The organism is Micromonospora sp. L5, from assembly GCF_000177655.2.
GTDB lineage: Bacteria > Actinomycetota > Actinomycetes > Mycobacteriales > Micromonosporaceae > Micromonospora > Micromonospora aurantiaca.
Map to the genome: position 1 here is coordinate 4600137 of NC_014815.1, position 22856 is coordinate 4622992.

The 22856-nt window shown below is 71.8% G+C and carries 17 protein-coding genes and 1 riboswitch; of the genes, 10 read left to right on the forward strand and 7 right to left on the reverse strand.

Annotated features, from left to right (window positions below; all coding sequences use genetic code 11):
* Positions 1-100 precede the first annotated feature (100 nt).
* From ML5_RS21570 to ML5_RS21580, 3 genes are all read right to left on the reverse strand, one after another.
* Positions 101-1105 (reverse strand): L-dopachrome tautomerase-related protein, encoded by a 1005-nt coding sequence (locus tag ML5_RS21570; RefSeq protein WP_161801663.1) that lies wholly within the window; start codon positions 1103-1105, stop codon positions 101-103.
* 374 nt (positions 1106-1479) lie between these two features.
* Complete coding sequence (locus ML5_RS32125) at positions 1480-1863, reverse strand: hypothetical protein (protein ID WP_141722639.1); 384 nt, start codon at positions 1861-1863, stop codon at positions 1480-1482.
* Between the two features lie 352 nt (positions 1864-2215).
* The gene (locus ML5_RS21580; RefSeq protein ID WP_013476155.1) at positions 2216-2773 is read right to left on the reverse strand and encodes a GNAT family N-acetyltransferase; all 558 of its coding nucleotides are present in this window, start codon (positions 2771-2773) and stop codon (positions 2216-2218) included.
* 245 nt (positions 2774-3018) lie between these two features.
* Between ML5_RS21580 and ML5_RS21585 the strand changes: the two genes are divergently transcribed.
* The 8 genes from ML5_RS21585 (at position 3019) to ML5_RS21615 (ending at position 12316) form a co-directional block, all read left to right on the forward strand.
* Positions 3019-3729 carry a siderophore-interacting protein gene (locus ML5_RS21585; RefSeq protein WP_013476156.1) on the forward strand — a complete coding sequence of 237 codons (711 nt, stop codon included), beginning with the start codon at positions 3019-3021 and terminating at the stop codon, positions 3727-3729.
* Positions 3729-4880, forward strand: coding sequence for an MFS transporter (locus ML5_RS21590; protein WP_013476157.1), 1152 nt, complete (start codon positions 3729-3731; stop codon positions 4878-4880). Before ML5_RS21585 ends, ML5_RS21590 begins: the two co-directional genes overlap by 1 nt.
* Positions 4881-5004: 124 nt before the next feature.
* Positions 5005-5154 (forward strand): hypothetical protein, encoded by a 150-nt coding sequence (locus tag ML5_RS32415; RefSeq protein ID WP_013476158.1) that lies wholly within the window; start codon positions 5005-5007, stop codon positions 5152-5154.
* On the forward strand, positions 5151-6728 hold the full coding sequence (locus ML5_RS21595) for an MFS transporter (RefSeq protein WP_013476159.1): 1578 nt from the start codon (positions 5151-5153) through the stop codon (positions 6726-6728). The genes ML5_RS32415 and ML5_RS21595 overlap by 4 nt, the downstream gene beginning before the upstream one ends.
* A gap of 35 nt (positions 6729-6763) precedes the next feature.
* Positions 6764-7939, forward strand: a complete 1176-nt coding sequence (locus tag ML5_RS21600) for an acetyl-CoA carboxylase biotin carboxylase subunit family protein (RefSeq protein ID WP_013476160.1) — start codon at positions 6764-6766, stop codon at positions 7937-7939.
* Positions 7936-9558 (forward strand): IucA/IucC family protein, encoded by a 1623-nt coding sequence (locus ML5_RS21605; RefSeq protein ID WP_013476161.1) that lies wholly within the window; start codon positions 7936-7938, stop codon positions 9556-9558. Before ML5_RS21600 ends, ML5_RS21605 begins: the two co-directional genes overlap by 4 nt.
* The gene (locus tag ML5_RS21610) at positions 9555-11147 is read left to right on the forward strand and encodes an IucA/IucC family siderophore biosynthesis protein (protein ID WP_013476162.1); all 1593 of its coding nucleotides are present in this window, start codon (positions 9555-9557) and stop codon (positions 11145-11147) included. The genes ML5_RS21605 and ML5_RS21610 overlap by 4 nt, the downstream gene beginning before the upstream one ends.
* Positions 11144-12316, forward strand: coding sequence for an alanine racemase (locus tag ML5_RS21615; RefSeq protein ID WP_013476163.1), 1173 nt, complete (start codon positions 11144-11146; stop codon positions 12314-12316). The genes ML5_RS21610 and ML5_RS21615 overlap by 4 nt, the downstream gene beginning before the upstream one ends.
* A gap of 94 nt (positions 12317-12410) precedes the next feature.
* On the opposite strand, the gene ML5_RS31260 is transcribed toward ML5_RS21615, so the two are convergent.
* Entirely contained in the window at positions 12411-14843 is a 2433-nt protein-coding gene (locus ML5_RS31260) for a low temperature requirement protein A (protein WP_168168221.1), read from the reverse strand.
* Between the two features lie 613 nt (positions 14844-15456).
* A riboswitch (cobalamin riboswitch) is annotated at positions 15457-15675 on the forward strand.
* 83 nt (positions 15676-15758) lie between these two features.
* Between ML5_RS31260 and ML5_RS32945 the strand changes: the two genes are divergently transcribed.
* Positions 15759-16505 carry a hypothetical protein gene (locus ML5_RS32945; protein ID WP_236619256.1) on the forward strand — a complete coding sequence of 249 codons (747 nt, stop codon included), beginning with the start codon at positions 15759-15761 and terminating at the stop codon, positions 16503-16505.
* Between the two features lie 304 nt (positions 16506-16809).
* Entirely contained in the window at positions 16810-19287 is a 2478-nt protein-coding gene (locus ML5_RS21630; protein WP_013476166.1) for an ATP-dependent Clp protease ATP-binding subunit, read from the forward strand.
* 345 nt (positions 19288-19632) lie between these two features.
* Here the strand turns inward: ML5_RS21630 and ML5_RS21635 are convergent, their stop codons facing one another.
* From ML5_RS21635 to ML5_RS21645, 3 genes are read right to left on the reverse strand one after another with little or no spacing between them, the layout of a single operon-like run.
* Entirely contained in the window at positions 19633-20403 is a 771-nt protein-coding gene (locus ML5_RS21635) for a hypothetical protein (RefSeq protein WP_013476167.1), read from the reverse strand.
* Positions 20400-21419, reverse strand: a complete 1020-nt coding sequence (locus ML5_RS21640) for a cytochrome d ubiquinol oxidase subunit II (RefSeq protein ID WP_013476168.1) — start codon at positions 21417-21419, stop codon at positions 20400-20402. Before ML5_RS21640 ends, ML5_RS21635 begins: the two co-directional genes overlap by 4 nt.
* Positions 21416-22786 (reverse strand): cytochrome ubiquinol oxidase subunit I, encoded by a 1371-nt coding sequence (locus tag ML5_RS21645; RefSeq protein ID WP_013476169.1) that lies wholly within the window; start codon positions 22784-22786, stop codon positions 21416-21418. Before ML5_RS21645 ends, ML5_RS21640 begins: the two co-directional genes overlap by 4 nt.
* Positions 22787-22856 lie beyond the last annotated feature (70 nt).

Genomic DNA, 22856 nt, shown 5'->3' on the forward strand with positions numbered 1-22856 from the left:
AGAGGTCATAGCACGCGTCCCGGCATGGAATTCGTCGAATAGTCCTGACTCGTCTTGCGGTAGAGACACCGTCGACCTGCCGACGTGGTGCTGTGCGCCCTCAGGCGTGGTCGTTCGGGGCTGGGCCGACGTCGATGGGCGCCTTGTAGATGTGGACCGGGTACTCGACGGCGGCGGCGCCGGTCAGCCCGGCGGTGCGGTTGAGCTGGGCCGCGGGCATCCACAGGTGCCGTCTGCTGTCGATCCAAAGGGCGTCGCACCAGACGAGCCGCGGATCGGTGAGGAATGGGCTCATCCGCCGGTCCGGAGCGATGGTCAGGAGTCGGCGGTTCTCCACATCGCTGAGGTAGATGGTGCCGGCCGCGTCGATGGCGGTGCCGCCGGTGGTCGGGGTGTCGGCCCAGTGCTGGACTTGATCGCCCAGCCTCTGCGCGGATGTGGCCGGATTGTCGAGGTAACGGGTCTCGACCCGGGACATCGGTCCGGACAGCGGTTGGAAGTACAGGTAGCGCCCGTCCGGTGACACCTCGATCTGGTCGCAGTGCACCCGCAGCTCGGCGCCGTGCGCGTCGCGCAGGACCTGCCCGTCGGCGTAGAGCGGACCCTGGTTGACGGTCGCGGGGTGGTTGTCCAGCACCCGGCGGGACCGGCCGCTGTCCAGGTCGACGACGATCAGGCCGGCGGCACCGGAGTCGCTCACGTAGGCCAATCGGCCGTTGAACCGCACATCGTCGATGTAGCTGTGCTCGTACGTCGCCGGACCGAGGTCGTAGCTACGATGGACCTGGTCGCGGTCGAGGTCGACCGAGATCAGCCGGGCGCCCCCGGGTACCTGCGGCTGGCCGAGGCCGGCGGCCCCGGCGTCGACGATCCACAACTGCCCGTCCGGCCCGACGCGTAGCGCGTTGACATGCACGAACCGTCCCCGCGGGTCGTGTTCGGCGCGCACCTCGTTCCACCTCGCATCCGGGTACGGCGCGAACCGGCCACCCGTCAACGCCTCGGCCACCTGGACACCGGGTCCGTCCGTGGACGGGTAGCTGACGAACAGTCTGCCGGAGGTGGTCGTCGTGACACCGGTCCAGACCCGGTCGCCCGAAAGCACAGGTATCAGGCGAGGATCCTCCCGGCCGGGCATCGTGGCCATATGGGTGAGTCCTTCCTTCGTCCGGCGGGACCCTGGTCACCTGCTGTCGAGGCGGCCCTGGTCCGACCGGTTTCGACGTGCGCCGCGTACCCCTGGGGCGCGAGGTCAACCGCGCCGGCCGACAACGTGCTGATCCGCCGCGACCTCGTCGTCGCCGGGGACTGAGGATCCGGCTCACCTGCTGGCTCCGAGGAGGTCGTCCGCGATGGGTGTCCAGTAGGGCAAGGAAGCCGCCATGTGTTCGCGGGTTCTCGGTGGGCGTCTGCCGTGCCTGCCCGCCTGTGCCACGAGCGCGCCACTATGTCCGATCGGCAGCAGCGCGATGGTGAGCGTCATGGCGACGACCAGTCCGATCTGCCACGCACCGTAGCGGATGACATGAAGCGCGGAGTCGCCGACGACGAGACCGAGCCCGACCCGAGCAGCGTCTCGGCGGTTCGCCGGGCACGTTGACCGATCGCCGGCGCGATCGTGCCGGCCGTAGCGCTGGGAGCGAACACCGGCATGGGGTTGTGCAGGAAATCCCGGGCAATCACCCAGGACAGCGCGGCGGCCAGACCCGCCTGGGTGGCGATCAGCACGATGACCGAACTGCCGGCGGAGGATCCGTGCGCCGGTTCCGACCCGGTCGGGCACGTCGACGGTGGCGCGTTCGGCGAGATCGGCTGCCATCTCGGGAAATGGGGACAGCACCGATCGTCGTTGCCCTTGACCATGCACGCTCTTACCCGCCCCGCCCCGCCCCGCCCCGCCTCACCGTGAACCTGCCCGCGCCGACAGCGACACCGAGCCGGCTCCCCTCCGCGCTTCGAGGGAGCATTGCCGCGTTCGCCACGTAGACGCACCTGCCGACCTCGCCCGTCAGCGTGGCGTGCGGTCTGTTCACCGACAACGGTCGGCGGGTGATCGCGGCCCAGGCACGGTTCTGCCGGACGTGGCGGACTCCGGGCGTCCGCGGCGGCCTCCGACGGTGCCGTGCGCTGAGCGCTTTCGGTCGCTCGACGCGACAAGGCGCCCTCGACAAGTGCGCCTGCGGGTGCGACCGTGAGTCTGGCCGGGGCGCCTGGATCAGGCCTGCTGGTGGTTCGCTTCGAACCGCTCGCGGGTCAGGAACGCCAGTTGTGCCCGCTTGTCCGGCATGTCGATCTCGGAGGCGAATGTGAAGCCCTCGGTTCGTAGGCGTCGCAGCGCGGCCTCGTTGCGCACGTCCGGCTCGACCACGATGCGCTGCGCGGCGGGATCTCGTAGGAGGAAGCGGGCCAGGGTCGGGCCGACGGCGGTGGTGAGGCCGCGGGCGTAGCGCCGGGGCGGGTTGAGGAGCAGGTGCATCCCGACGTCGCCGGGCTGGACTGGGTAGCGTTCACCGACCGGGTCCGCCTCGGGCTGGTAGGTCTGGAACAGCCCGACCGGTTCGCCGTCGAGCAGGACCAGGTACGCGTGATGGGTGTCCAGCCCGTCGAGGAACGTGTAGATCTCGCGCACGTCGTCGAGGCTGTGTCCACCCATTCCCCAGAACGCGTTGCGGGGCAGGGTGACCCAGCCGTGCAGCAGTACGGCGTGCTGGTCGGGGCGCACCGGCTCCAGCGTCAGGTCGCCGAGGTCGGGAATCTGTTCCTGGTAGATCACGATCGTGTCCTCCTTCGGGGTTTCGGCGAGGGCGGGTGGGCAGAGCGGGATCAGGTCGCCGACGGCCCAGTCGGCCAGACACTGCTGTTGCCAGCGGGCGTCGGAGACGCCCTGGACGCTGCGGGTATTCAGCCCTCGCAGTCGTTTCGGCGAGGATCACCCGCCAGCCCGGGAGTGGCAGTTCCCTCAAGTGGTCAACTTAGGTTACCCTCACCTAACTAAGGTGACCTTACATGGAGGGGCTCGTGAAACGGAACTGGGAGGGCCTGGTACTCAAGGCCATGGGGGGCCGCGACTTTCGGCTCACCGTGCTGGACACCGAGTCGGTCGATGGGCACTACCAGCGCCTGCTCCTTGATGACGGCGGGCTGCTGGCGGCCTGCGGCACGCACCCGACGATGTGGATCCGGCTCTGGTTCGACAACGACGGACGGGCCCACCAACGGGCCTACACGCTCGTCGATCCTGACCCGGCCACCGGGCGGTTCACACTCGAGTTCGCCGTGCATGAGGGATGCGCCGCCCGCTGGGCGACCACCGCGCGGGTGGGCGACACCATCGACGCGACCGTGCAGGGCAGTGCGTTCGCGCTGCCCGACCCGGTGCCCGAACACCTCTACCTGGTCGGCGACGCGGCCTCGCTGCCGGCGGTCAACAGCCTCCTCGACGCCGGCGCGGACATCCCGGCAACGGTCTGGCTCGAGTACGCCCACGAGGGCGAGAAGGCGCTGACCCTGCGCGCCCGCGCCCACCACGACGTGACGTGGGTGCGCCGCCGCGACGACGGCCGGCACCTGGTCGACACCGTCTGCACAGCGCTGCCCGCCGTCGGGACCGCGCACTACTGGGTGGCCTGTGAGGCGGCCAGCACTCGCGGCATCACCCGGCACCTGCGGCGCACGCTCGGCGTCGGCAAGCACCAGCTCACTGCGCTCGCGTACTGGCGTGCCGTCTGATGGGCCGCCTCGGGACGCTCACCGCGCTCTACGTCACGCAGTATCTCGGCATCGGCTTCATCACGGTGGGGCTGACCGCGATCCTGCGCGACGGCGGCACCTCGCTGGACACGTTGGCGCTGCTACAGGTGGTCGGCCTGATCTGGCCTGTCAAGTTCCTCTGGGCGCCGCTCCTCGACCGCTACGGCTCCCGGCGCCGCGGCCACTACCGCTCCTGGCTGCTGGTGCTCCAGGCCGCGTTGGTGCTGACTCTGCTGGCGCTGCTGCCCTTCTCCCGGCTCGCGGACCAGCTGGGTCCGGTCATCGCCGTCTGCGCCGTGTTCGTGTTCTTCTCCGCGACCCAGGACATCGCCGTCGACGCGGTCGCGGTGCGGCTGCTGGCCGCGTCGGAGCGGGGCACCGGCAACGGCATCCAGGTGGCGGCCAGCTATCTGGGTAACCTGCTTGGCGGCGGCGTCTGCGTGCTGGTGTACGACCGCTTCGGCTGGGCTGCGGCGGTCGGCCTGCTGGCCGCGCTGACCGCGATCGGGCTGCTTGTGGTGTGGCGGTTCCGGGTACCGGAGCGCACCGATCGGATCGTGCGCATCGGCGGGGCCTACCGGGCGCTGGTGTCGGTGTTCGGGCAGCCCGGCTGCCGGTGGTGGACCTTCGGCGTGGTGCCGCTGGTCTACGTGGGCGCCGGCATGGCGTACGCGCTGGTGACGCCAGCACTGGTGGACGCCGGCTGGTCGCTGGGCCGGATCGGCGTGGTCACCGGCGTGGTGACCAGCGTGCCGGCGATCGCGGCCGGCCTGATCGCCGGTCTCGGGATCGGCCGCTTCGGGCGTGCCGGCGTGCTGGTGGCCGGCGGGGTCACTCTGGCTCTATCCACAGTGGCGTTGCTGCCGCTGATGAACGGCCGCGCGCCGCTAGGCGGCACGGTCGCCGCGCTCTGCTTCTTCCTGGCCGCGTACACGTGCTCTACACGGTCAACATGGACTACTCCCGGCCAGGCAGCGGCGGCACCGACTTCACCGTGCTGTCGTCGTTCGGGCTGGTCTGCTCGTTCGTGGCCGCCTCGCTGGGGCTCACCGCCGCCGACCGGTTCGGCTACCCGGCCGTTGCGCTGGCGTCGCTGGTGCTTGTCGCCGCCGGGGTGGCGGTGGGCGTGACGCACCAGCGCCGGTTCCCGCCGTCCGGGCCGACGATCCGGGCGGCTCACCCCCAGACAGACTTGCTCGTCAGGTGAGGCTGCAGTCGCCGCGCATCCTGTCCGTACTACCGCTGGGAAGCCGCATGAGTTCGCTCGGGAGCCCGACCGGCACCGCGCTCGCCGGTGCCGGCCGCGCCGCTGCCAACGACGCCGCGTCTGCGGCGCTGCGGGCCGCCGGCACCTCGGCCGAACCGCTCAGCCGTCTCGGATCGTCGCTGGTGCCGACACCGTGACGCTCGACTCCACGAGCGTCGGCCCGGCACCCGGCGCTCTGCCGACCGCGAGCGCGGACGGGGCCGCCGCGCCGCCGGCCGCCGTGCCGCACCGCTGGCTGATCCTGGCGGTGCTCTGCCTGGCCCAGCTCGTGGTGGTGCTGGACAATACGGTGCTGACAGTGGCCGTGCCGGTGCTCACGGTCGAGCTGGACGCGGGCACGGCCGACGTCCAGTGGATGATCAACGCGTACGCGCTGATGCTGTCCGGGCTGCTGCTGAGCGCCGGCAGCGCCGTCGACCGGTACGGGCGGCGACGGATGCTGCTGGTCGGGCTGGCGCTGTTCGGTCTCGGCTCCACGGCGGCCGGGCTCGCCCGCACTGCCGAGCAGTTGATCGCCGCCCGCGCCGGCATGGGAGTGGGCGGTGCGCTGCTCGCCACCGCCACCCTGGCCGTTGCCATGCAGGTCTTCGACGCCGCCGAGCGATCCCGGGCGATCGGCATCTGGGCGGCGACCAGCGCGCTGGGCTTCGCCGCCGGGCCACCAATCGGCGGACTCGTCCTGGCTCACCTGCCCTGGGGTGCGATCTTCCTGGTGAACGTCCCGATCGTGGTGGTCTGCCTGCTCGCCGGCCGGATACTGGTCCCGGAATCGCGGGACCCGACCGGTGGACGCCTCGACCTGGGCGGGGTGACGCTGTCCACCGCCGGCCTGACCGCGATCGTCTGGGCGATCATCTCCGGTCCCGAGCGTGGATGGGCGTCGGCGCCGGTGCTCGGCGTGGGCACAGCAGGAGTGTTCCTGCTGGCGCTGTTCGTCGGCTGGGAGCGGCGGTGCGCCCACCCCATGCTGGATATGCACTTCTTCCGGGACCGCCGCTTCGTCGGCGCGGTCTGCGGCGTCGTGCTGATCACGTTCGGCGCCACCGGGGCACTGTTCCTGCTCACCCAGCAGCTTCAGTTCGTCCGCGGCTACCCGGCCTGGGAGGCGGGGCTGCGGATGGCACCGTTCGCGTTGTCCATCGTGGCGCTCAACGTCGGCGGCGTGGCCGCGCTGACGATCCGCCGGCTCGGCCTGCCGACTGCCATCGCGGTCGGCATGACCCTGCTGGCCGCCGGACTTGCGCTGGTCACGCACGGTCCGTCCGAGGGCTACGCCACACTGCTGGCAGGGCTGCTGGTCATGGGTACGGGATGCGCCCTGGCGAACCCGGCCATCGTGGAGGCAGTGATGAGCGCGATCCCCACCCACAAAGCCGGTGCCGGAGCCGGTGTGGACGGCACCATGACCGAGGTCGGCAGCAGTCTGGGGGTGGCGGTGCTGGGCGCGGTGCTCAACGCCCGGTTCGGCGCGCTGCTGCCGGCTGCGCTGGCCGGCGCCGGCTCGTTCCCGGCCACGCTGGCCGCCGCCGGCCCGGACCGGGAGGCGGTGACAACCGCCTTCGCCGAGGCGTTGCGGACCGGTCAGACGGTGGGCGCGGTCGCTGTCCTGGTCGGTGGTCTGGTTGCCGCCGCACTGCTGTGGCGTGCCGATCGGTTGGCACGCCGAGGGCCGGCGTCCGTCAATCTCCACAAAGCCACACATTTAGGGTAGGCTGCCCTAAATGCCGGTTCGGTCTAGGAGGTTCGATGCACCTTTACCTGACCGCGCTGAACCCCACCGACGCCGTCCTGGAGGGCTTCCTCCCGGCAGCGAACGCGCTCGGCCTTCCGGCCACGGTGCTGACCGACCGGCCCGCCGAATGGCCAGCCGACGTGCCGGTGCGGCACTGCGCGGTCCGCGACCCGGCGGCGATCGTCGCGGCCACGACCGCCGAATCGCCCGCCGCGCTGCTGTCCAACAGCGACCACCTTCAGGAGGCGACCGCTGTCGCCGCCGGCAAGCTCGGCCTGCCGGGCAAGGACCCGGAGGCGGCTCGGCGCTGCAAGGACAAGGCCACCATGCGCCGCGCGCTCGCCGCAGCCGGACTGGACCCGGTCCGAGCGGTCACCGTCGACCCGGGTGCCACCCCTACGGTTCCGGCCGACCTCTTTCCCGCCGTACTCAAGCCCCGCGACGGCGTGGCCAGCGAGGACGCCTACCTCGTGACCGACCGGCGCGAGCTGGCCGCACAGGTCACCGCGATCCGGCGGCGGCGGCCCGAGGTGGCGCTCATCGTCGAGGAGTACCTGGCCGGCGAGCTGCGCACCTACGACACGCTGGGCGACAGCGGATCGCTGACGGTGCTCGGCGGCTGGCGCACCGGCCTCGGCCCACCACCGACCTTCACCGAGGTGAGCCTCGACTGGGCGCCTCCACCTCCCGCCCACGATGCCAGGCTCCGCGCGCTGCTCGACGCGCTCGGCGTCGGCTTCGGCGCCTGCCACACCGAGTACGTCGTGCGGCCGTACGGAATCCGGCTGATCGAGGTGAACGACCGGCTCATCGGTGACCGGATGGACCTGATCCTCACCGGCCTGCTCGGCGTGCCCCTGTTCGCCCACGTCATCCGGCTGCACCTCGGCGAGCCACTGGCCGCGCTGGACCTGCCCGACCCGGCCGCCCTGAACAGGTACGCCCGGGTCGAGTACGTCTGCGCCGACCAGTCCGGCCGGCTCACGGCGGCGCCCGGGCCCGTGGACACCGTCCACAACGGAGTGCGGCTGTCGTGCCGTCCGATGCGGGAGGTGGGCCGGGTCGCCGAGCGCACCGGCACCAACCGCGACTACCTCGCCGCGCTGCACGGCATCGGACCCGACCCCGACACCGTCCGGGCCGCGCTCACCGCGTTCCGGGACGACCTGAGCTGGACGATCACCGGATGACCGACCACAGCGAGCAGCAGGTCTTCGTCCGGGTGCTCGACGCGCTGCTGCGCGAGGACCACATCGGCCTGCTCCGGCGCGGCCGGCTCACCGTGACCGGCCGGTGGGAGGTACCGCACGCCGGCGGCTTGCTGCGCATCCCGGTCCGCGCCGACGGTTTCCAGGCGATGCTGCGCTGCGCGACCGCCATGCTTGACGTCCGCGACGCCGAGGGCCGCGAACGCCGGGTGGACACCCTCGACGCTCTGCTCGCGGTACTCGCCCCGGTCGACGACCCGGAGGCCGAGGCCGGCTGGCAGACGTTCATCGCCGAGTGCCACGCCGACCTGCGGGCCCGTCGGCTCGCCACCCGGTCCCGGCCGGCGGTGTCCACCGCCGTGGCCGCCGAACGGGTGACCACGCCGGCCGGCATGCCGGCGGCACTGCTCGACGACGTGCTCGCCGCGCACGCCGGTCATCCGGTCTACCCGACCGACCGCTGCCGGCACGGTCTCGGCGACGACGACCTGACCCAGTACGCCCCGGAGCACGCACCCCGCTTCGCGCTGCGCTGGCACGTCGCCCCCCGGACGGCGGTACGGCTCACCGGTCCGCTGCCGGCGTGGTGGCCGGCCGCGGACCGGGCCGGCGACGTGCTGCTGCCGGTGCACCCGCTCACCGCGGCGCGGCACGCGCTGCCGGTGACCGACCGGCCGGTGGTGACAGTGCGGCCCACACTCTCCATGCGCACGGTGGCGCTCGCAGACGACCCGTACACGCACCTGAAGCTACCGCTGCCCACCGCCACACTGGGCGCGCGCAACCGGCGCGGCCTGCGGCCGGCCACGCTGGCCGACGGCGCGGCGGTGGCCGGGCTGCTCGACCGGACCGCTGCGGCCGAACCCGCTTTCGCGGGCCGGATCCGGCATGCCGACGAGCGCACCTTCGGTCACGTCGGCGACGACGACCGGCGGGCTTTCCTGCTCCGCCGGTTCCCCCGGGACCTGGCCAGCACCCGGGTGGTGCCGGTGGCGGCCCTCGCCGCGCCGGACCCGGAGTCCGGCACGGTGCTGGAGCGCATCGGCGGCGGCCGTCCACAGGCCGTGCTCGACGCCTACCTGGACCTGCTGCTCGACTGGCACGTCTGCCTGTGGCTCCGGTACGGCGTGGCGCTGGAGGCCCACCCGCAGAACATTCACCTGCTCCTCGCGCCGGACGGGACGATCGGCCTGCTCTACAAGGACGACGACGGTGCCCGCCTCGACCCGCGCCACCGCGGCGCGGTGACACTGCGGGACGCACGGATGTGGGTCACTGACCCCGGCGAACTGGCCGACGTGTTCGTCACCATCACCCTTCACCTGGCCGCCGCTGCGCCGCTGCTGGCGCTGGCCGCCCGCGGGGTCCCGGTGCCGACGCCGGCCGCCGCGCTGACCCCGCGACTCATTGCGGCCCGGGACCGGTGGGGCGATGGCCTGGCGGCGCGGGAGTTCACCGAACGGGTGCTGCGCGCCGAACGGCTTCCGGTCAAGGCGATGGTCACCGCCGGCACCCTGCTACCGAAGCAGCGGCTCGGATGCGCCGACGTGAACAAGTTCTACCGGCACACCGGTCCGAACTATCTGCGGGAGACGCGATGACCAGCACCGGACTGCGCCCCCGGGCAGCCTGGCACACCCACCCTGCGGACCTGGCCGCCGCTCACGCCGTGTTCGGCTGCCTGGCCCGCGAGGTCGCCACCCCCGCCGACGTCACCATCACCGGCGACGTGGTGCAGGTCTGGCTGCCGTCCACCGGGGTGACACTACGCTGCACGGCGGCCCGGCTGTCCCCGGTCGGCACGCATCGCTACACCGGTCCGGTGCGCCACCGGCCCGACGGCGGCCCGTGGCGCGACCTGGACGCCGAAGGGCTGGCCAGTCTGGTCGCCGCGGAGCTGACCGCGCGCACCGGCCACAACAATCCCGAGTTCCTCGACCAGGTACGGGCCAGCCGGGACACGGTGGCCCACCTGCTGGCCGGGCGGCCGGCCGCCGACCTCAATCCCACGAGCGACCCGGCGATCGACGCCTACGTGGCGTCCGAGCAGTCGCTCGTCCTCGGCCACCCGCACCACCCCACCCCCAAGTGGCGCAGTGGCGACCCGGACGAATGGCAAGCGTACGCGCCGGAACTGCGCACCGAGTTCCGGCTGCACTGGCTGGCCGTGCCGGACGACCTGGTGGCCGAGGCCGGGCCGGTGGACCCGATGCTGGCCGCCCTGGAACCGCCGCGCCCACCGGCCGGGCACCGGGTGCTGCCGGTACACCCGTGGCAGGTGACGCTGGTGCCGCCGACGCATCCCCGGGTGCGCCGGCTCGGCCTGGCCGGGGCGCCGGTCCGCCCGACCGCGAGCGTCCGCACGCTCTACTCTCCCGACGCCGACCTGTTCGTCAAGACCAGCCTGCACGTGCGGATCACCAACTGCCTGCGCAAGAACGCCCGGTACGAGCTGACCGCCGCAGTCGCGCTGACCAGGCTGCTTGCCGGGATCCCGCTGTCCGACGGCGTGGCGATGCTCGCCGAACCCGCGTACCGGACCATCGACGCGGCCGGCGCGGACGAGGCGTACGGGACGATCCTGCGCACCGGCTTGCGCGCCCATCTGCGGCCCCAGCAGACCGCGGTGCTAGCGGCGGCGCTGGCCGCCGCGCCGCTATCCGCGGCAGACCCGGTGGCGTGGTGGCGGCGCTACGTCGGGCTGCTGGTGCCGGCCGTGCTGGATGCGTGGTTGCGGCACGGCGTGGTGCACGAGCCGCACCTCCAGAACGTCCTCGTGGTGCGCGACGCCGACGGCTGCCCGGTGCGAATGCTGCTGCGCGACCTGGAGGGGGTGAAGCTGGACATTAGCCGATGGACGAGCTGGCCACCGGGGTTGCCCCGGCAGGTCGGGTACGACGCCCTCCAGGCCCGCCAGCGCGTCGTCTACTGCCTGTTCGTCAACCACCTGGCCGGGATCAGCGGCGCTCTCGCCGACGCCCGGCCGGGCATCGAACCGGCCCTGTGGCGGGAGGTGCGGGACGTGGTCGCCGCGGTAGCCGCCGACCTGGGCGAGCCGCCCGAGCTGCGTGCCCTGCTGGCCGGTGAGCCGCTGGTGGCCAAGGCGAACCTGCTGGTGCGATGGCGGAGAGATGCGGACCGGGCAGCGCCGTTCGTGCCGGTGCCGAACCCTCTCGGCGGTCGCGCGTGACCCGGCCGGTCTATGTCCACGACCTCGACGCGCTGGCCGGGCACGCCCGGGCGATCCGCGCCGCCTTGCCGCCGGAGGTCGAGCTGCTGTACGCGGTGAAGGCGAACCCGGAGCCGGACGTGCTGCGCACGCTGGCACCGGTCGTCGACGGCTTCGAGACCGCCAGCCGGGGCGAGTTGCGACGCCTCGCCCAGGTGCTGCCCGAGCGGGCGGCTGCCGCGTACGCCGGTCCGGGCAAGACCGACGCGGATCTGGCCGCGGCACTCGCCGCCGGGGTGGCCCGGATCCACGTGGAGTCCCCGGCCGAGCTGCGCCGCCTTGGCGCGCTGGCGGTCTCCGCCGGGGTGCGGGCGCGGGTGCTGCTGCGGGTGAACCTGCCACTGGAGGCGCCCGGGGCGAGCCTGGTGATGGGCGGGCGTCCCAGCCCGTTCGGAATGGACCCGGCTGAGGCGGTGGCCTGCGCCCGCCGTCCACCGGCCGGGGTCGAGGTGCGAGGCGTGCACGTCCACCTGGCCAGCGGACTGGACGCGCCGCTCGCCGCCATGGTGGCGGAAGCCGTGGTCCGCTGGTCGGTCAGCGAGGTCGGGGCCCGGGAGGTAGACGTCGGCGGTGGCATGGCAGTCGACTACGTGGACCCGGCAGCCCGCTTCGACTGGGCCAGCTACGGGCGGGCACTGGCCGGCGTGTGCGACGCGTATCCGGGGGTGCGGCTTCGCGTCGAGCCGGGCCGGTCGGTCACCGCCTACTGCGGGGCGTACCTGACCGAGGTGATCGACGTGAAACGCTCCTACGGCGAGTGGTTCGCAGTGGTCGCGGGCGGCACCCACCACCTTCGTACACCGGCGGCCAAGGGCCATGCGCAGCCGTTCACCGTGCACCAGCGGTACAGCGGTGACGGGCCGTGCACCGACGGCGGGCCGGTCACTGTAGTCGGGCAACTGTGCACACCGAAGGACGTGCTGTCCCGCACGACGCACGCCGGGCCGGTGGGCGTCCGCGACGTGCTGGTGTTCGCCATGGCCGGCGCGTACGCCTGGAACATCAGCCACCGCGACTTCCTGCTCCACGAGCCGCCGGACTTCCGTACCGGCGACCCGCACCGCGTCGCCGCCGAGTGGGGCGGCCGGCCGATGACAGGTCAGGACTTGGCGCGGTCATTCCGCCAGTAGCTTATAGACGCCAACCCGGCCGGCGGCACCCGGCGATCCGCGGCTTGGTGGAAGATGCGCGGGCTACTGCGATCACGGGCAGCGAATTTCGCGCTCACGTGCCGCGGGCGGGGTGACTGCCGGGCCGCGGTCTGGTCGTGCGGGCGAGCAGGTGCACGGACGACAGACTTAGGATGAGCAGGATCAGCGCCTCCCGCACCGGCAGCAGGATGGTCAGCGGAGCAAGCGCGGCGACCAACAGGGTCAGGGCCCGGGGGCGGGTCACGGTACGGCGTGCGCGCCGCCACACGAGGTGGTCGGTCAGCAGGAAGACGATTAGGCCGCACACGAGAATGACTTGCCCGGCCGGCGTCGCCGGGCCGAGCTGTCCGGGTATGGCCAACGATGTGCGCAGGCCGAAGGCGACCAGGACGAGGCCGACGACCAGGAACAGGTGCAGGTACGTGTAGGCGTCCCGGGCCAGAGCTCCACGTTGCCGCGGCGTGGTCAGCTCGGTGAACCGTTCGCCGATGACGACGTCGGTGCCGACGTAGGTCCACCAGAGGGCGGACAGCAGGAGAGCGCCGAGTGCTACGCAGAGGAGCGCGGGTCCGGAGGCGGGCAGGCCGGCGACGGCCATTCCGGTGGAGATCACCGCTTGGCCGAGCGCGATGAGGATGATCAGGTTGTAGCGGCCCATCCACCGGCTCACCTGACCGAGCTGCCAGTTGCGGGCTCCGGTGAGATAGCCGCTGCTCAGGTCGACGGCGATGCCGGCCACCCAGAGCGCTGTGCTCAGGGGTGTCGCCGGGCCGGTGGCCCCGCCGGCGAGCACGGCGCCCACCAGCAGTACGGCGGCGACACACGTCGGCGCGGCGGCGCGTATCACGGCCGTGGGCAGCGCGGTGTCTCGCCGGAGCGGGATCCAGAGCGCGGCGAGTTGCAGGACGCGCACCGCCACGTACGTGAGGACGACGATCGCGGGACCGGGCAACCCTCCGGGCACGTGACTGAACGCCTGTGGCGTGGCGATCCCGAGCATCAGGGTCAGGGTCACCTCAGTGAGCACGATCAACCGCCGGACGTTCGCCGACCCGCGTACCACAGTCGTGTACCAGGTGTGGTTGATCCAGGACCACCAGAGCAGGGCGAGGACGGCCAGCCCGTGGAACACGCCGGTCGCCCCCGGGTGCCGGGTCATGAGGACAGTGACCTGGATGAACGCGTACACGAACACGAGGTCCAGGAACAGGTCTTCCGGGGTGGCCTCGACCTCGCGCCCGGCCGTCACGGCGACCACCCGGTGCAGGCCGCGGTGACGCTTCCGGAGCACCGTCACATGCGCGAGCACCACGCAGACCAGGGCCCCGGCGAGGATCCCGAGCGATGCCACGGCCTCCACCGTGCGGGCCACCGGCGCCAGCAGCGCGACCAGGACGATGCCGAGTAGCGGACCCCGGCCGATTCGCCGGACCATGCGCCACTCGAACGCCACCAACCCGAGCAGGTACAGGACGACCCCGCCGTAGAGACTGAACAGAGCCGGGGCGTCCCACTTCTTTGCGGTGTCGATCTCGGTGGCGCCCAGCGCGTGCTTGAGCCCGAACGCCACCAGGATGAGCCCGGCGATCATCGGCAGGTGCAGGAGGGTGTACGCGTCGCGGGCCAGCCGGGACCGGGCGTGGTGGGGGACGGACTCCAGCGTCTGTTCCGCGTCGAGCGCCGCGATGTCGAAGTACGCCCACCAGAGGAACGCCACGACGAGGAGCGCGAGCCCGGAGCCGGCGAGCACGGACCAGGTGATCGCGGGTGTGCCGGCGAACCCCCGGCTCGTGCCGATCGAGATGATCGTCTCGCCCAAGGCGATCAGCATGATCAGGTTGTGCCGCTCTGCCCAGTGCCGCACCGACCTGAGCTGCCAACTGCCGGTGCCTGGAGCGCGCAGCCCGACGTAGTCGACGGCGGTCGCCACCGCGAAGAGCAGGATCTGCAGCAGCCCGGCGCTGCGTCCGGGTGCGAGGTGGCTGGGCAGCAGCGCCCCGCACAGCAGCAGGACGGCGCTGGCGGCCAGGGGTAGCCAGGCCTGCCGGGCGGGTGCGATCGACTGCTGCGTCGAGCGTCGCCGGCTCCGCATGATGATCAACAGCGACACGGCTCGGATGCTCAGAAAGCCGACGACGAAGACGAGAGGTGCGGAGAGCCCGGCGTGCCGGTCGACGAACACATCCGGAATCGCGACGGCGACCAGCAGGAGCGCGGTCGCAACCATGAACATGACGATTGGCAGGATCCCGCGGTCGAGCCGGACCAGGTTTCCGACCCAGGCGTACCCGGCCCAACTGCGCCACAGCAGCAGGAGCACGAGCCCGCCTTGGACCAGCGCGTCGAAGGCCGACCGCGCGGCCATGAGGCCGGCGACGTTCATGAAGGCGAAGACAAACACGAGATCGAGGAAGAGCTCGGCTCGCGTCACCCCGCCGTGCGTCGCGACCAGGGTTCGCCGGACGCCCAGCCCGGCTCCGGCCACCTCATCCTCTCCGCTGGTCACCCGACCACTGTTGCAACCTCTCATGCCGCCGACAGGTGAATCCGCGACCGTGCGACGACCTCGGCGTGGAACGAGCCCGGCCGGTCCGCGATCGCCGATGCCGACATCGCCCACGCCACGTGCGGCGGGGGCGATGACTCACGGCGCCGCCGACGCCTGGCCGCACTCCCCCCGGGGCAGAGGCAGGTGCCCTCGTGGTGATTCATCCCGTACGGCCAGCCGGTACGGCCTCGTCTGCCCCCGCGCTCGCGCGGTGGCCCAGTACGACAAGCGCTACGGCGAAGGCAGGTGCCCGTCCGGCTGGCCGACCTGCCGGACCAGCGGCCGGGCAGGTGCAGAGCCCTGGGTCCGTGCGTTCCGCGCCGCGCCGGTAGGGGCCAGGGCCAGCCGTCGGCGCCGGAGAGAGGCGACTACCTCGTCGGCGGCACCGACCATTCCACCCGGGGCGGTTCAGACCGGGTTCGGCGGCGCGCATCCGCCGACCACGACTACCGCGACCCGGCCCATCTTCTAGCCCCTCGTCACCCTCTCGTCGCACGCAAGCACTCCGCTGCCGCGACGGCTTGCTGTCCCGCAGGGCGGACACACCGACCACGTCGGCCCACCGCCCCATACGATGGACAACGGCGCTGGTGCGCCCCCCGCCGCGCGAGTGGGGCGCTGTAAGAGGGAACCCGGTGCGAATCCGGGACTGCCCCGCAGCGGTGAGTGGGAACGACAGCCGTCAACGAAGCACTGGACCGCGAGGTCTGGGAAGCGACGGCCAGTAGGTGACCGGGTGGATCCGGTCGTGCCGCGAGTCCGAAGACCTGCCCGCACTGCGCGTACCGCCGGTGCGCGCCGTCGGCGGCCTCTCGGGAGGGCCAGGGCGGAAAGCCGGTACGCGACAGCCGTACCCCGCCTTCCCCTTCCCCCGTGGCCGCCAGGCACCTCGAGGGAAGGACCAAAGTGACAACCTCATTCGGGCAGAGCACAGTGCTCGGCTACCCCCACATCGGCGCGCACCGCGAGTTGAAGAAGGCGGTCGAGGCCTACTGGGCGGGCCGGATCGACGCCGAGAAGTTGGCGGCGACCGCTGCCGCACTACGGGAGGAGGTCTGGCGGACGCTGCGCGACGCGCGCCTGGATGCGATCCCGTCGAACACGTTCTCCTACTACGACCACGTGCTCGACACGGCCGTCGCTGTCGGCGCGATCCCGCACCGGTTCGCCCGCCTCGGCCTCGGCGATCTCGACACCTACTTCGCGATGGCCCGGGGCGTCGATGCCGAGCCGGCGCTCGAACTGACGAAGTGGTTCGACACCAACTACCACTATCTGGTCCCCGAGATCGGCTCCGACACCACCTTCGCGGCGAATCCCGACAAGGCGCTGCGCGAGTACCGTGAGGTCCGCGATCTGGGAATCGACAGCCATCACCGGATCGGGGTGCATCGAGGGTGGGGCGGGGTGGCCGGTGTGCTGCGGGGAGGGTTCCTCATCCGCGACCGCAAGTACACCGCCGCCTTTCGATCACGCCTTCGCCGCCCGAACTCGGCGGAGATGTCTGGGGCGCAAGACGGCGGAGAGCGTGGTGCTGTCGGAACACTGAGCGCAATTCGGTCCCCCGCCGGTGGCCAAACTCGGACGCCTGCCGGACGCCTGGGTCAAGTCCACCGGTAACAACGCAGCGCTCGTGAGGGCAGACCGCAGGGTCCGCGGGTACCGGGGTCCCGCGCCTCCCGGCCTGCCGGTCAAGGCGCCGATCCGATGGTGGGCAGGCCGCAGGCGCCGACGGGGCCCAGCGCCTGGGACGCTCCGGTGCGACCTCCGCGACAACCACCCTCAGTGGCTGCCCTGCACCCGCAGCGAGTACAAACCCTGGCCTCCCCAGAAACCCATAAAGGCCAACTCTGTGGGCGAAAGGTGCGTAGCGTTCAGGTGGGCCTGTGCCGAGGACCCACCCCACCGGCAGAAAGGGTATGAGATGTCGCTCGACGCGTTCCGCATCCCTGGCGGCTCCTTGGACGACTTGATCAGTCGGTTCTTCGGCGGAGACCCGTTCGCGGGACGTCCGGTGGAGCGGGTCGACCTGTCCCGGCTGCTCTCCATCGAGTCGCGGCAACTCCTGCAACGGGCAGCCGAGCAGGCTACGGAGTGGGGCAGCCCGTACCTCAATGTCGAGCACCTGCTGTGGGCCGCAGCCCAGGCCGACCCCACCCGCCGGATGCTCGGCGCGAGCGGCGCCGACCCCGACGACCTGGCCCGCCAGATAGAGTCGGCCGTCCCCAAGGGCAGGCCACGCGAGGACACGCCTCCGCTCGCGCCGGCGGCGAAGCGCGCCCTGCTCGACGCGCACCGCGAGTCGCGACGGTCCGGCGCGTCGTACATCGGCCCCGAACACCTCCTGCTCGGCATCGCCGCGAACCCGGAGACGACCGCGGGCCGGGCGTTGCGGGCGCTCGGTGGGGCCGTCACCGGGCCCACGCCGCCGGCGGGCGGTGCCGACGGGCGCGGGGCCAGCAGCACCCCCACCCTTGACCAGTACGGGCGGGACCTCACCGAGGACGCCCGGGCCGGTCGGCTCGATCCGGTCGTCGGCCGTGATGACGAGATCGACGACACGATCGAAGTGCTCTCCCGGCGTACGAAGAACAATCCGGTGCTCACCGGCGAGCCGGGCGTCGGCAAGACGGCGATCGTCGAGGGCATCGCGCAGCGCATCGTCAACGACGAGGTGCCCGAAACCCTGGCCAACCGGCGTGTGGTCGCACTCGACCTGTCCGGGATGGTGGCGGGCACCAAGTACCGCGGTGAGTTCGAAGAGCGCCTGAAGAACGTGATCCAGGAGGTGACGTCGGGCGAGGACGGGCTGATCCTCTTCATCGACGAACTGCACACCGTTGTCGGCGCGGGCGGCGGTGGCGAGGGGGCGATGGATGCCGGCAACATGCTCAAGCCCGCCCTGGCCCGCGGCGAACTGCACGTGGTCGGTGCGACGACACTGAACGAGTACCGTCGCTACATCGAGAAGGATCCTGCGCTGGAGCGCCGGTTCCAGCCGATCCTGGTGTCGGAGCCGAGCGTGGAGGACACCGTCGCGATCCTCAAGGGCATACGTGACCGGTACGAGGCGCACCATCAGGTGCGCTACACGGACGAAGCGCTGGACGCCGCGGCTGAACTGTCCCACCGTTACATCACCGACCGGTTTCTGCCGGACAAGGCCATCGACCTGCTCGACCAGGCGGGGGCCCGGGTCCGGCTTCGTTCCCGCACACCCGCTCCGGACAAGAAGGAGATCGAAAGGCGGCTGTCCCAGCTGCGCCGGGAGAAGGACAGCGCGGTGGCGAACGAGGATTATCAACGCGCGGGTGCGCTGAAAGCCGAGATCGGTGCGGCAGAGCGGGATCTGGCGGCGGCGCAGGAGGGCACGCCTCCGGTGCCCGAGGTGCATATGAGCGACATCGCCGAGGTGGTCAGCCGCCGTACCGGTGTTCCCGTCACCCAGCTCACGGAGGTGGAGAAGCAGAGGCTGAGGCGCATCGAGGAGCAACTGCACGAGCGCGTGGTCGGCCAGCACGAGGCCGTACGGGCTGTGGCGGCCGCCGTACGCCGATCGCGTTCCGGGCTGAGTGACCCCCAGCGACCCGACGGGTCGTTCCTCTTCCTCGGACCCACCGGCGTCGGCAAGACTGAACTGGCCAGAGCCCTCGCCGCGGCGCTCTTCGGCGACGAGTCCAGCATGATCCGCTTCGACATGAGCGAGTTCCAGGAGCAGCACACGGTCAGCCGGCTGGTCGGAGCGCCCCCGGGCTACGTCGGGTACGAGGAGGCCGGTCAGCTCACCGAGGCGGTCCGGCGCCGGCCATACTCGGTGCTGCTCTTCGACGAGGTGGAGAAGGCGCATGCGGATGTGTTCAACGCGCTGCTGCAGGTGCTCGACGACGGTCGCCTCACCGACGCGCAGGGTCGCACGGTCGATTTCAGCAACACCATCCTGATCATGACGAGCAACATCGGCGCGGACCGCATTCTGGCCGCGCAGGCGGCAGGGCGTCCGGTCAACGACCAGCGCGAGGAACTGATGGGGCTGCTGGGGCAGCGGTTCCGGCCGGAGTTCCTCAACCGGATCGACGAGATCATCGTCTTCACCGGCCTGGACCGGGACCAGCTCCTTGAGATCACCGGCCTGCTGCTGGACCGCACCCGCCGTCGGTTGCACGCACAGAACATCAACCTCGAGATCAGCCCGGACGCCACGCAGTGGCTGGCCAACCGGGGCTACCAGCCCGAGTACGGGGCGCGGCCACTGCGGCGCAGCATCCAGCGCGAGTTGGAAGACCGGCTGTCGACCCTGCTGCTCGATGACGGGGCGAATCCGGGCGACACCATCGATGTCAATGTCGTCGGCGGCGAGCTCGACCTCTCGGTCCGGCCCGCCGCCGTACCGGCTGGCACGTGACACCCGACGAGCAGCTCGGCGAGCCGTCGCGGTGTGTCCCGGGGGCTCCACCCCGGCGAGTTGTTGCAGCAGATCATCCAAACCGCGGCCGTGCTGGGAGGGCTTGACGACGACGCCGGCGCAGGCCGGTCAGCCTGCGGGACAACCGCCCGGCCAACCCCCTGTGCCTGAAGGACGTCGCCATCGGCCCCCAATGCGTAGAAGGCGCTGCGCCGCACGGGCGGCATCCGCTGCACCCCACTGAATGACGGCACCGTGAGCGCCGGACCGGTCGACGTGACGGTCAGTCGCTGACAACCGGCCGCCATCACCGGCTGGCCGTCTGGAGGCGGCCGGTGATCGTCCTCAGGCAGCGCCGACGTCGGTGGTGAAGGTCGCGAAGGCGAGCAGGCCGGAGTAGGCGGCCAGGCCGATGGTGAACCAGGTGAAGCTGGAGTGCCTTTCGGGGGCCAGTTCGTCGACGAAAATGTTGAGCAGGATCCCGCCACCCAGGAAGGCGGTGAGCACGTTCATCAGCACGCCGGTGGGCTGGACGGCGACCGCGGTCACCCAGCCGCCGGCGGCGCCGGCGACCAGGACGAGGCGCCACCCGGTGGTGAGGCTGACCGGGAAGTGCTCGGCCAGGACGCCGTCGGTGGCCAGCACGTGCAGCCCCATGGCGACGGCGAACAGCACCGCCGGCCCGAGCCCCGCGTCCAGCTTAGTCGCCAGGGTGTACGTGATCAGGCCGCTGTACAGGGCGAAGAAGCCGAGCTGGAACCCGAAGAGCAGCCGGGTGGGCTCTTGCCGGCGCTGCTGCGAGCGGTGGGTGACACGTTCCAGGGCGTAGAACGTGAAGAAGCCGACCAGCGCGACGAGGAACAGCACGAATCCGCGGGCCGGGGTGGGCCTGATCTCCTCCTCCAGGACGTGGGCCACCGCCTGGTTGCCCTCCGCGAGGCGCGGCAGCAGGTAGAGGAACACGTACGCGGCGGCGATGCCGCCACCGAGGGACGTCGCCGCGTGGGTGGGCACCGGCAGTCTCCGGCGGATGGCCGGCGCGAGAAGGTGCAGGGCTCCCAGCGCCACCGCCGCCGCCAGCGCCGCCCACAGGCTGCCCGCCCGGGTGAGCGTCACCGGGGCGGTGGGTTGCCGGCGGCCGGCTTGGAGCCCTGGAAGATGCCGAACAGCCAGAGCAGGGAGGGCGCCAGCAGCAGCGCTCCGACCGCGAGGACGGCGAGCACCGTGGCGAGCACGGTGGGATCACCGGCCGCCTCGGTGACGGTCAGGTCGGGCGGCAGCAGGTCTGGGTACTGGGCGGCGCCCCAGGCCCAGAGGACGGCCGCGACCGCGAGGGCCGCGGTCACCCGCACCGCCCGGTAGTGGCCGGTGGCGATCAGCACCAGCGACCCGAGCCCCGCGGCGAACGAGAGCAGCACCAGGGCGAGCGCCCGGCCCCGAAGATCGGCGAAAAGGTCCGGCGCGTCGGCGGCGACGACGGCCAGCCCGGCCGCCGCGCCGACGCCCACCGCTATGCCGGTGACCAGGGCGCGGCGGCGGAACTGGGCCACCAGGTCGGCGGCACCGGCGCGGCGCGCGTCGTGGATGAGGTAGACCGCGGCGAGGTACGCGCACACGCCGATCGCGAGCAGTCCGCCGTAGATGGAGGTGGGATTGAGCCAGCTGCGCCAGATGTCACCCTCGGTGATGCCGGGTGGGACGCGACCGGAGGCGACTGCGCCGACGATCGAGCCGAGGAAGAACGGAGTGGCCACCGAGGAGAGCGCGAAGGTGGCGCCGTAGAGGCGTTGCTCGGTGAGGGTGTGACTGGCCTTGCGGAAGGCGAAGGCCGCGCCACGACCGATGATGCCCAGCGCGGCCAGGGTCAGCGGGATGTAAAGGGTGGAGGCGAACGCGGCGAACGCGGGCGGAAAGGTGGTCCAGAACAGGGTGAACACCAGGATCAGCCAGACGTGGTTGGCCTCCCACACCGGGCCGATCGAGTGCGCGATCAGTTCCCGGCGGGCTGCGCCGCGGCGCGCCCCGCCGACGAGGAGGTCCCAGATCCCGGCGCCGAAGTCCGCGCCGGCGAGCAGGGTGTAGAGCGTCAGACCGGCCAGCAGCACCCCGAGCAGGACGTCGACGACGGTCATCGGCCGCTGTCCACCGGTTCGGGTACGCCCTCCTGCGGAGCGACCGGCTCGTCGCGGTGGCAGGCCATCCGCCACAGAACCGCGACGGTGGCGACGGTGAGCACCGCGTAGACGGCGGCGACCAGGGCCAGGCCGGTGGCCAGGCCCGGCGCCGGATTTACCGCCTCGGCGGTGCGCAGCACGCCGTACACGATCCAGGGTTGCCGCCCGACCTCGGTGACGACCCAGCCGGCCTTGACCGCGACGGCGGCGGCGACCCCGGACAGGGCGGCGGCCCGCAGGAACCACGGCGAGCGCGGCGGACCCCGACGCCGCCACCACGCAAGCGCCCACCAGGCGGAAAGCGCCACCAGCCCGAAGCCGATGGCCACCATCAGCTGGAACGCCCACTTGACCACCGTCACCGGTGGCTCCTGATCGTCGGGCACCTGGTCCAGGCCCATGACCACGGCGTCCGGATCCCACCTGGCCAGCAGCGACAGGGCGTTGGGCACCTCGACTGCGTACCGCAGTTCCCCGTCGACGTAGACGCCGCCGAGCGAGAGCGGCGCGCCGGCCTCGGTGCGGGCCAGCCCCTCCATCGCGGCGAGCTTGGTGGGCTGGTACTCCGCGACGAAGTGCGCCGCCCAGTCGCCGACCACGACCTGCACCGGGGAGAGCACCGCAGCAACGGTGAACGGGATGGCGAAGCCGAGCCGGTGGTAGCGGTCCCGGCGGCCGCGCAGCAGGGCCACCGCGTAGACGCTGGCGATGCCGAAGCCGGTCACCATGAACGCCGCGACGATCATGTGCAGGGTCTGCGGCGGCGTCGCCGGGTTGAACATCGCCTGCCACGGCCTGACGTCGGTGATCTCGCCGGAGACCAGGTCGAAGCCGCGGGGCTGGTTCATCCAGGCGTTTGCCGACACCACGAAGAACGCGGACGCCACGCCCGCGACACAGACCGGCAGTCCGGAGAGCAGGTGCACCCGGGGTGGCACCCGGTCCCAGGCGTACAGGTAGATCCCGACGAAGATGGCCTCGACGAAGAACGCGATGCCCTCCATCGCGAACGGCAGGCCGATCACGTCGCCGAAGCGGCCCATCAGGCCGGGCCAGAGCAGCCCCATCTCGAACGACAGGATGGTCCCCGACACCGCGCCGACCGCGAACAGCACGCCCATCGCCTTGGCCCAGCGGCGCGCCAGCCGGGTGAAGGTCGGGTCCCCGGTGCGCAGACCGCGCCACTCGGCGAAGACGGTGACCGCCGGCATGCCGACGCCGAACGAGGCGATCACGATGTGCCAGCCCAGGGACAGGGCCATCTGCACCCGCGCCGCCATGAGGTCTCCCGGGGCAGCGTCCTGGGCGAGCAGGTCAACCAGCATCGGGTTCCCCACCTTCGTTGCGTGTCAGCCCTATAGTGGTCTAACGGCCCGGCTGCTGGTCGGCAACGCG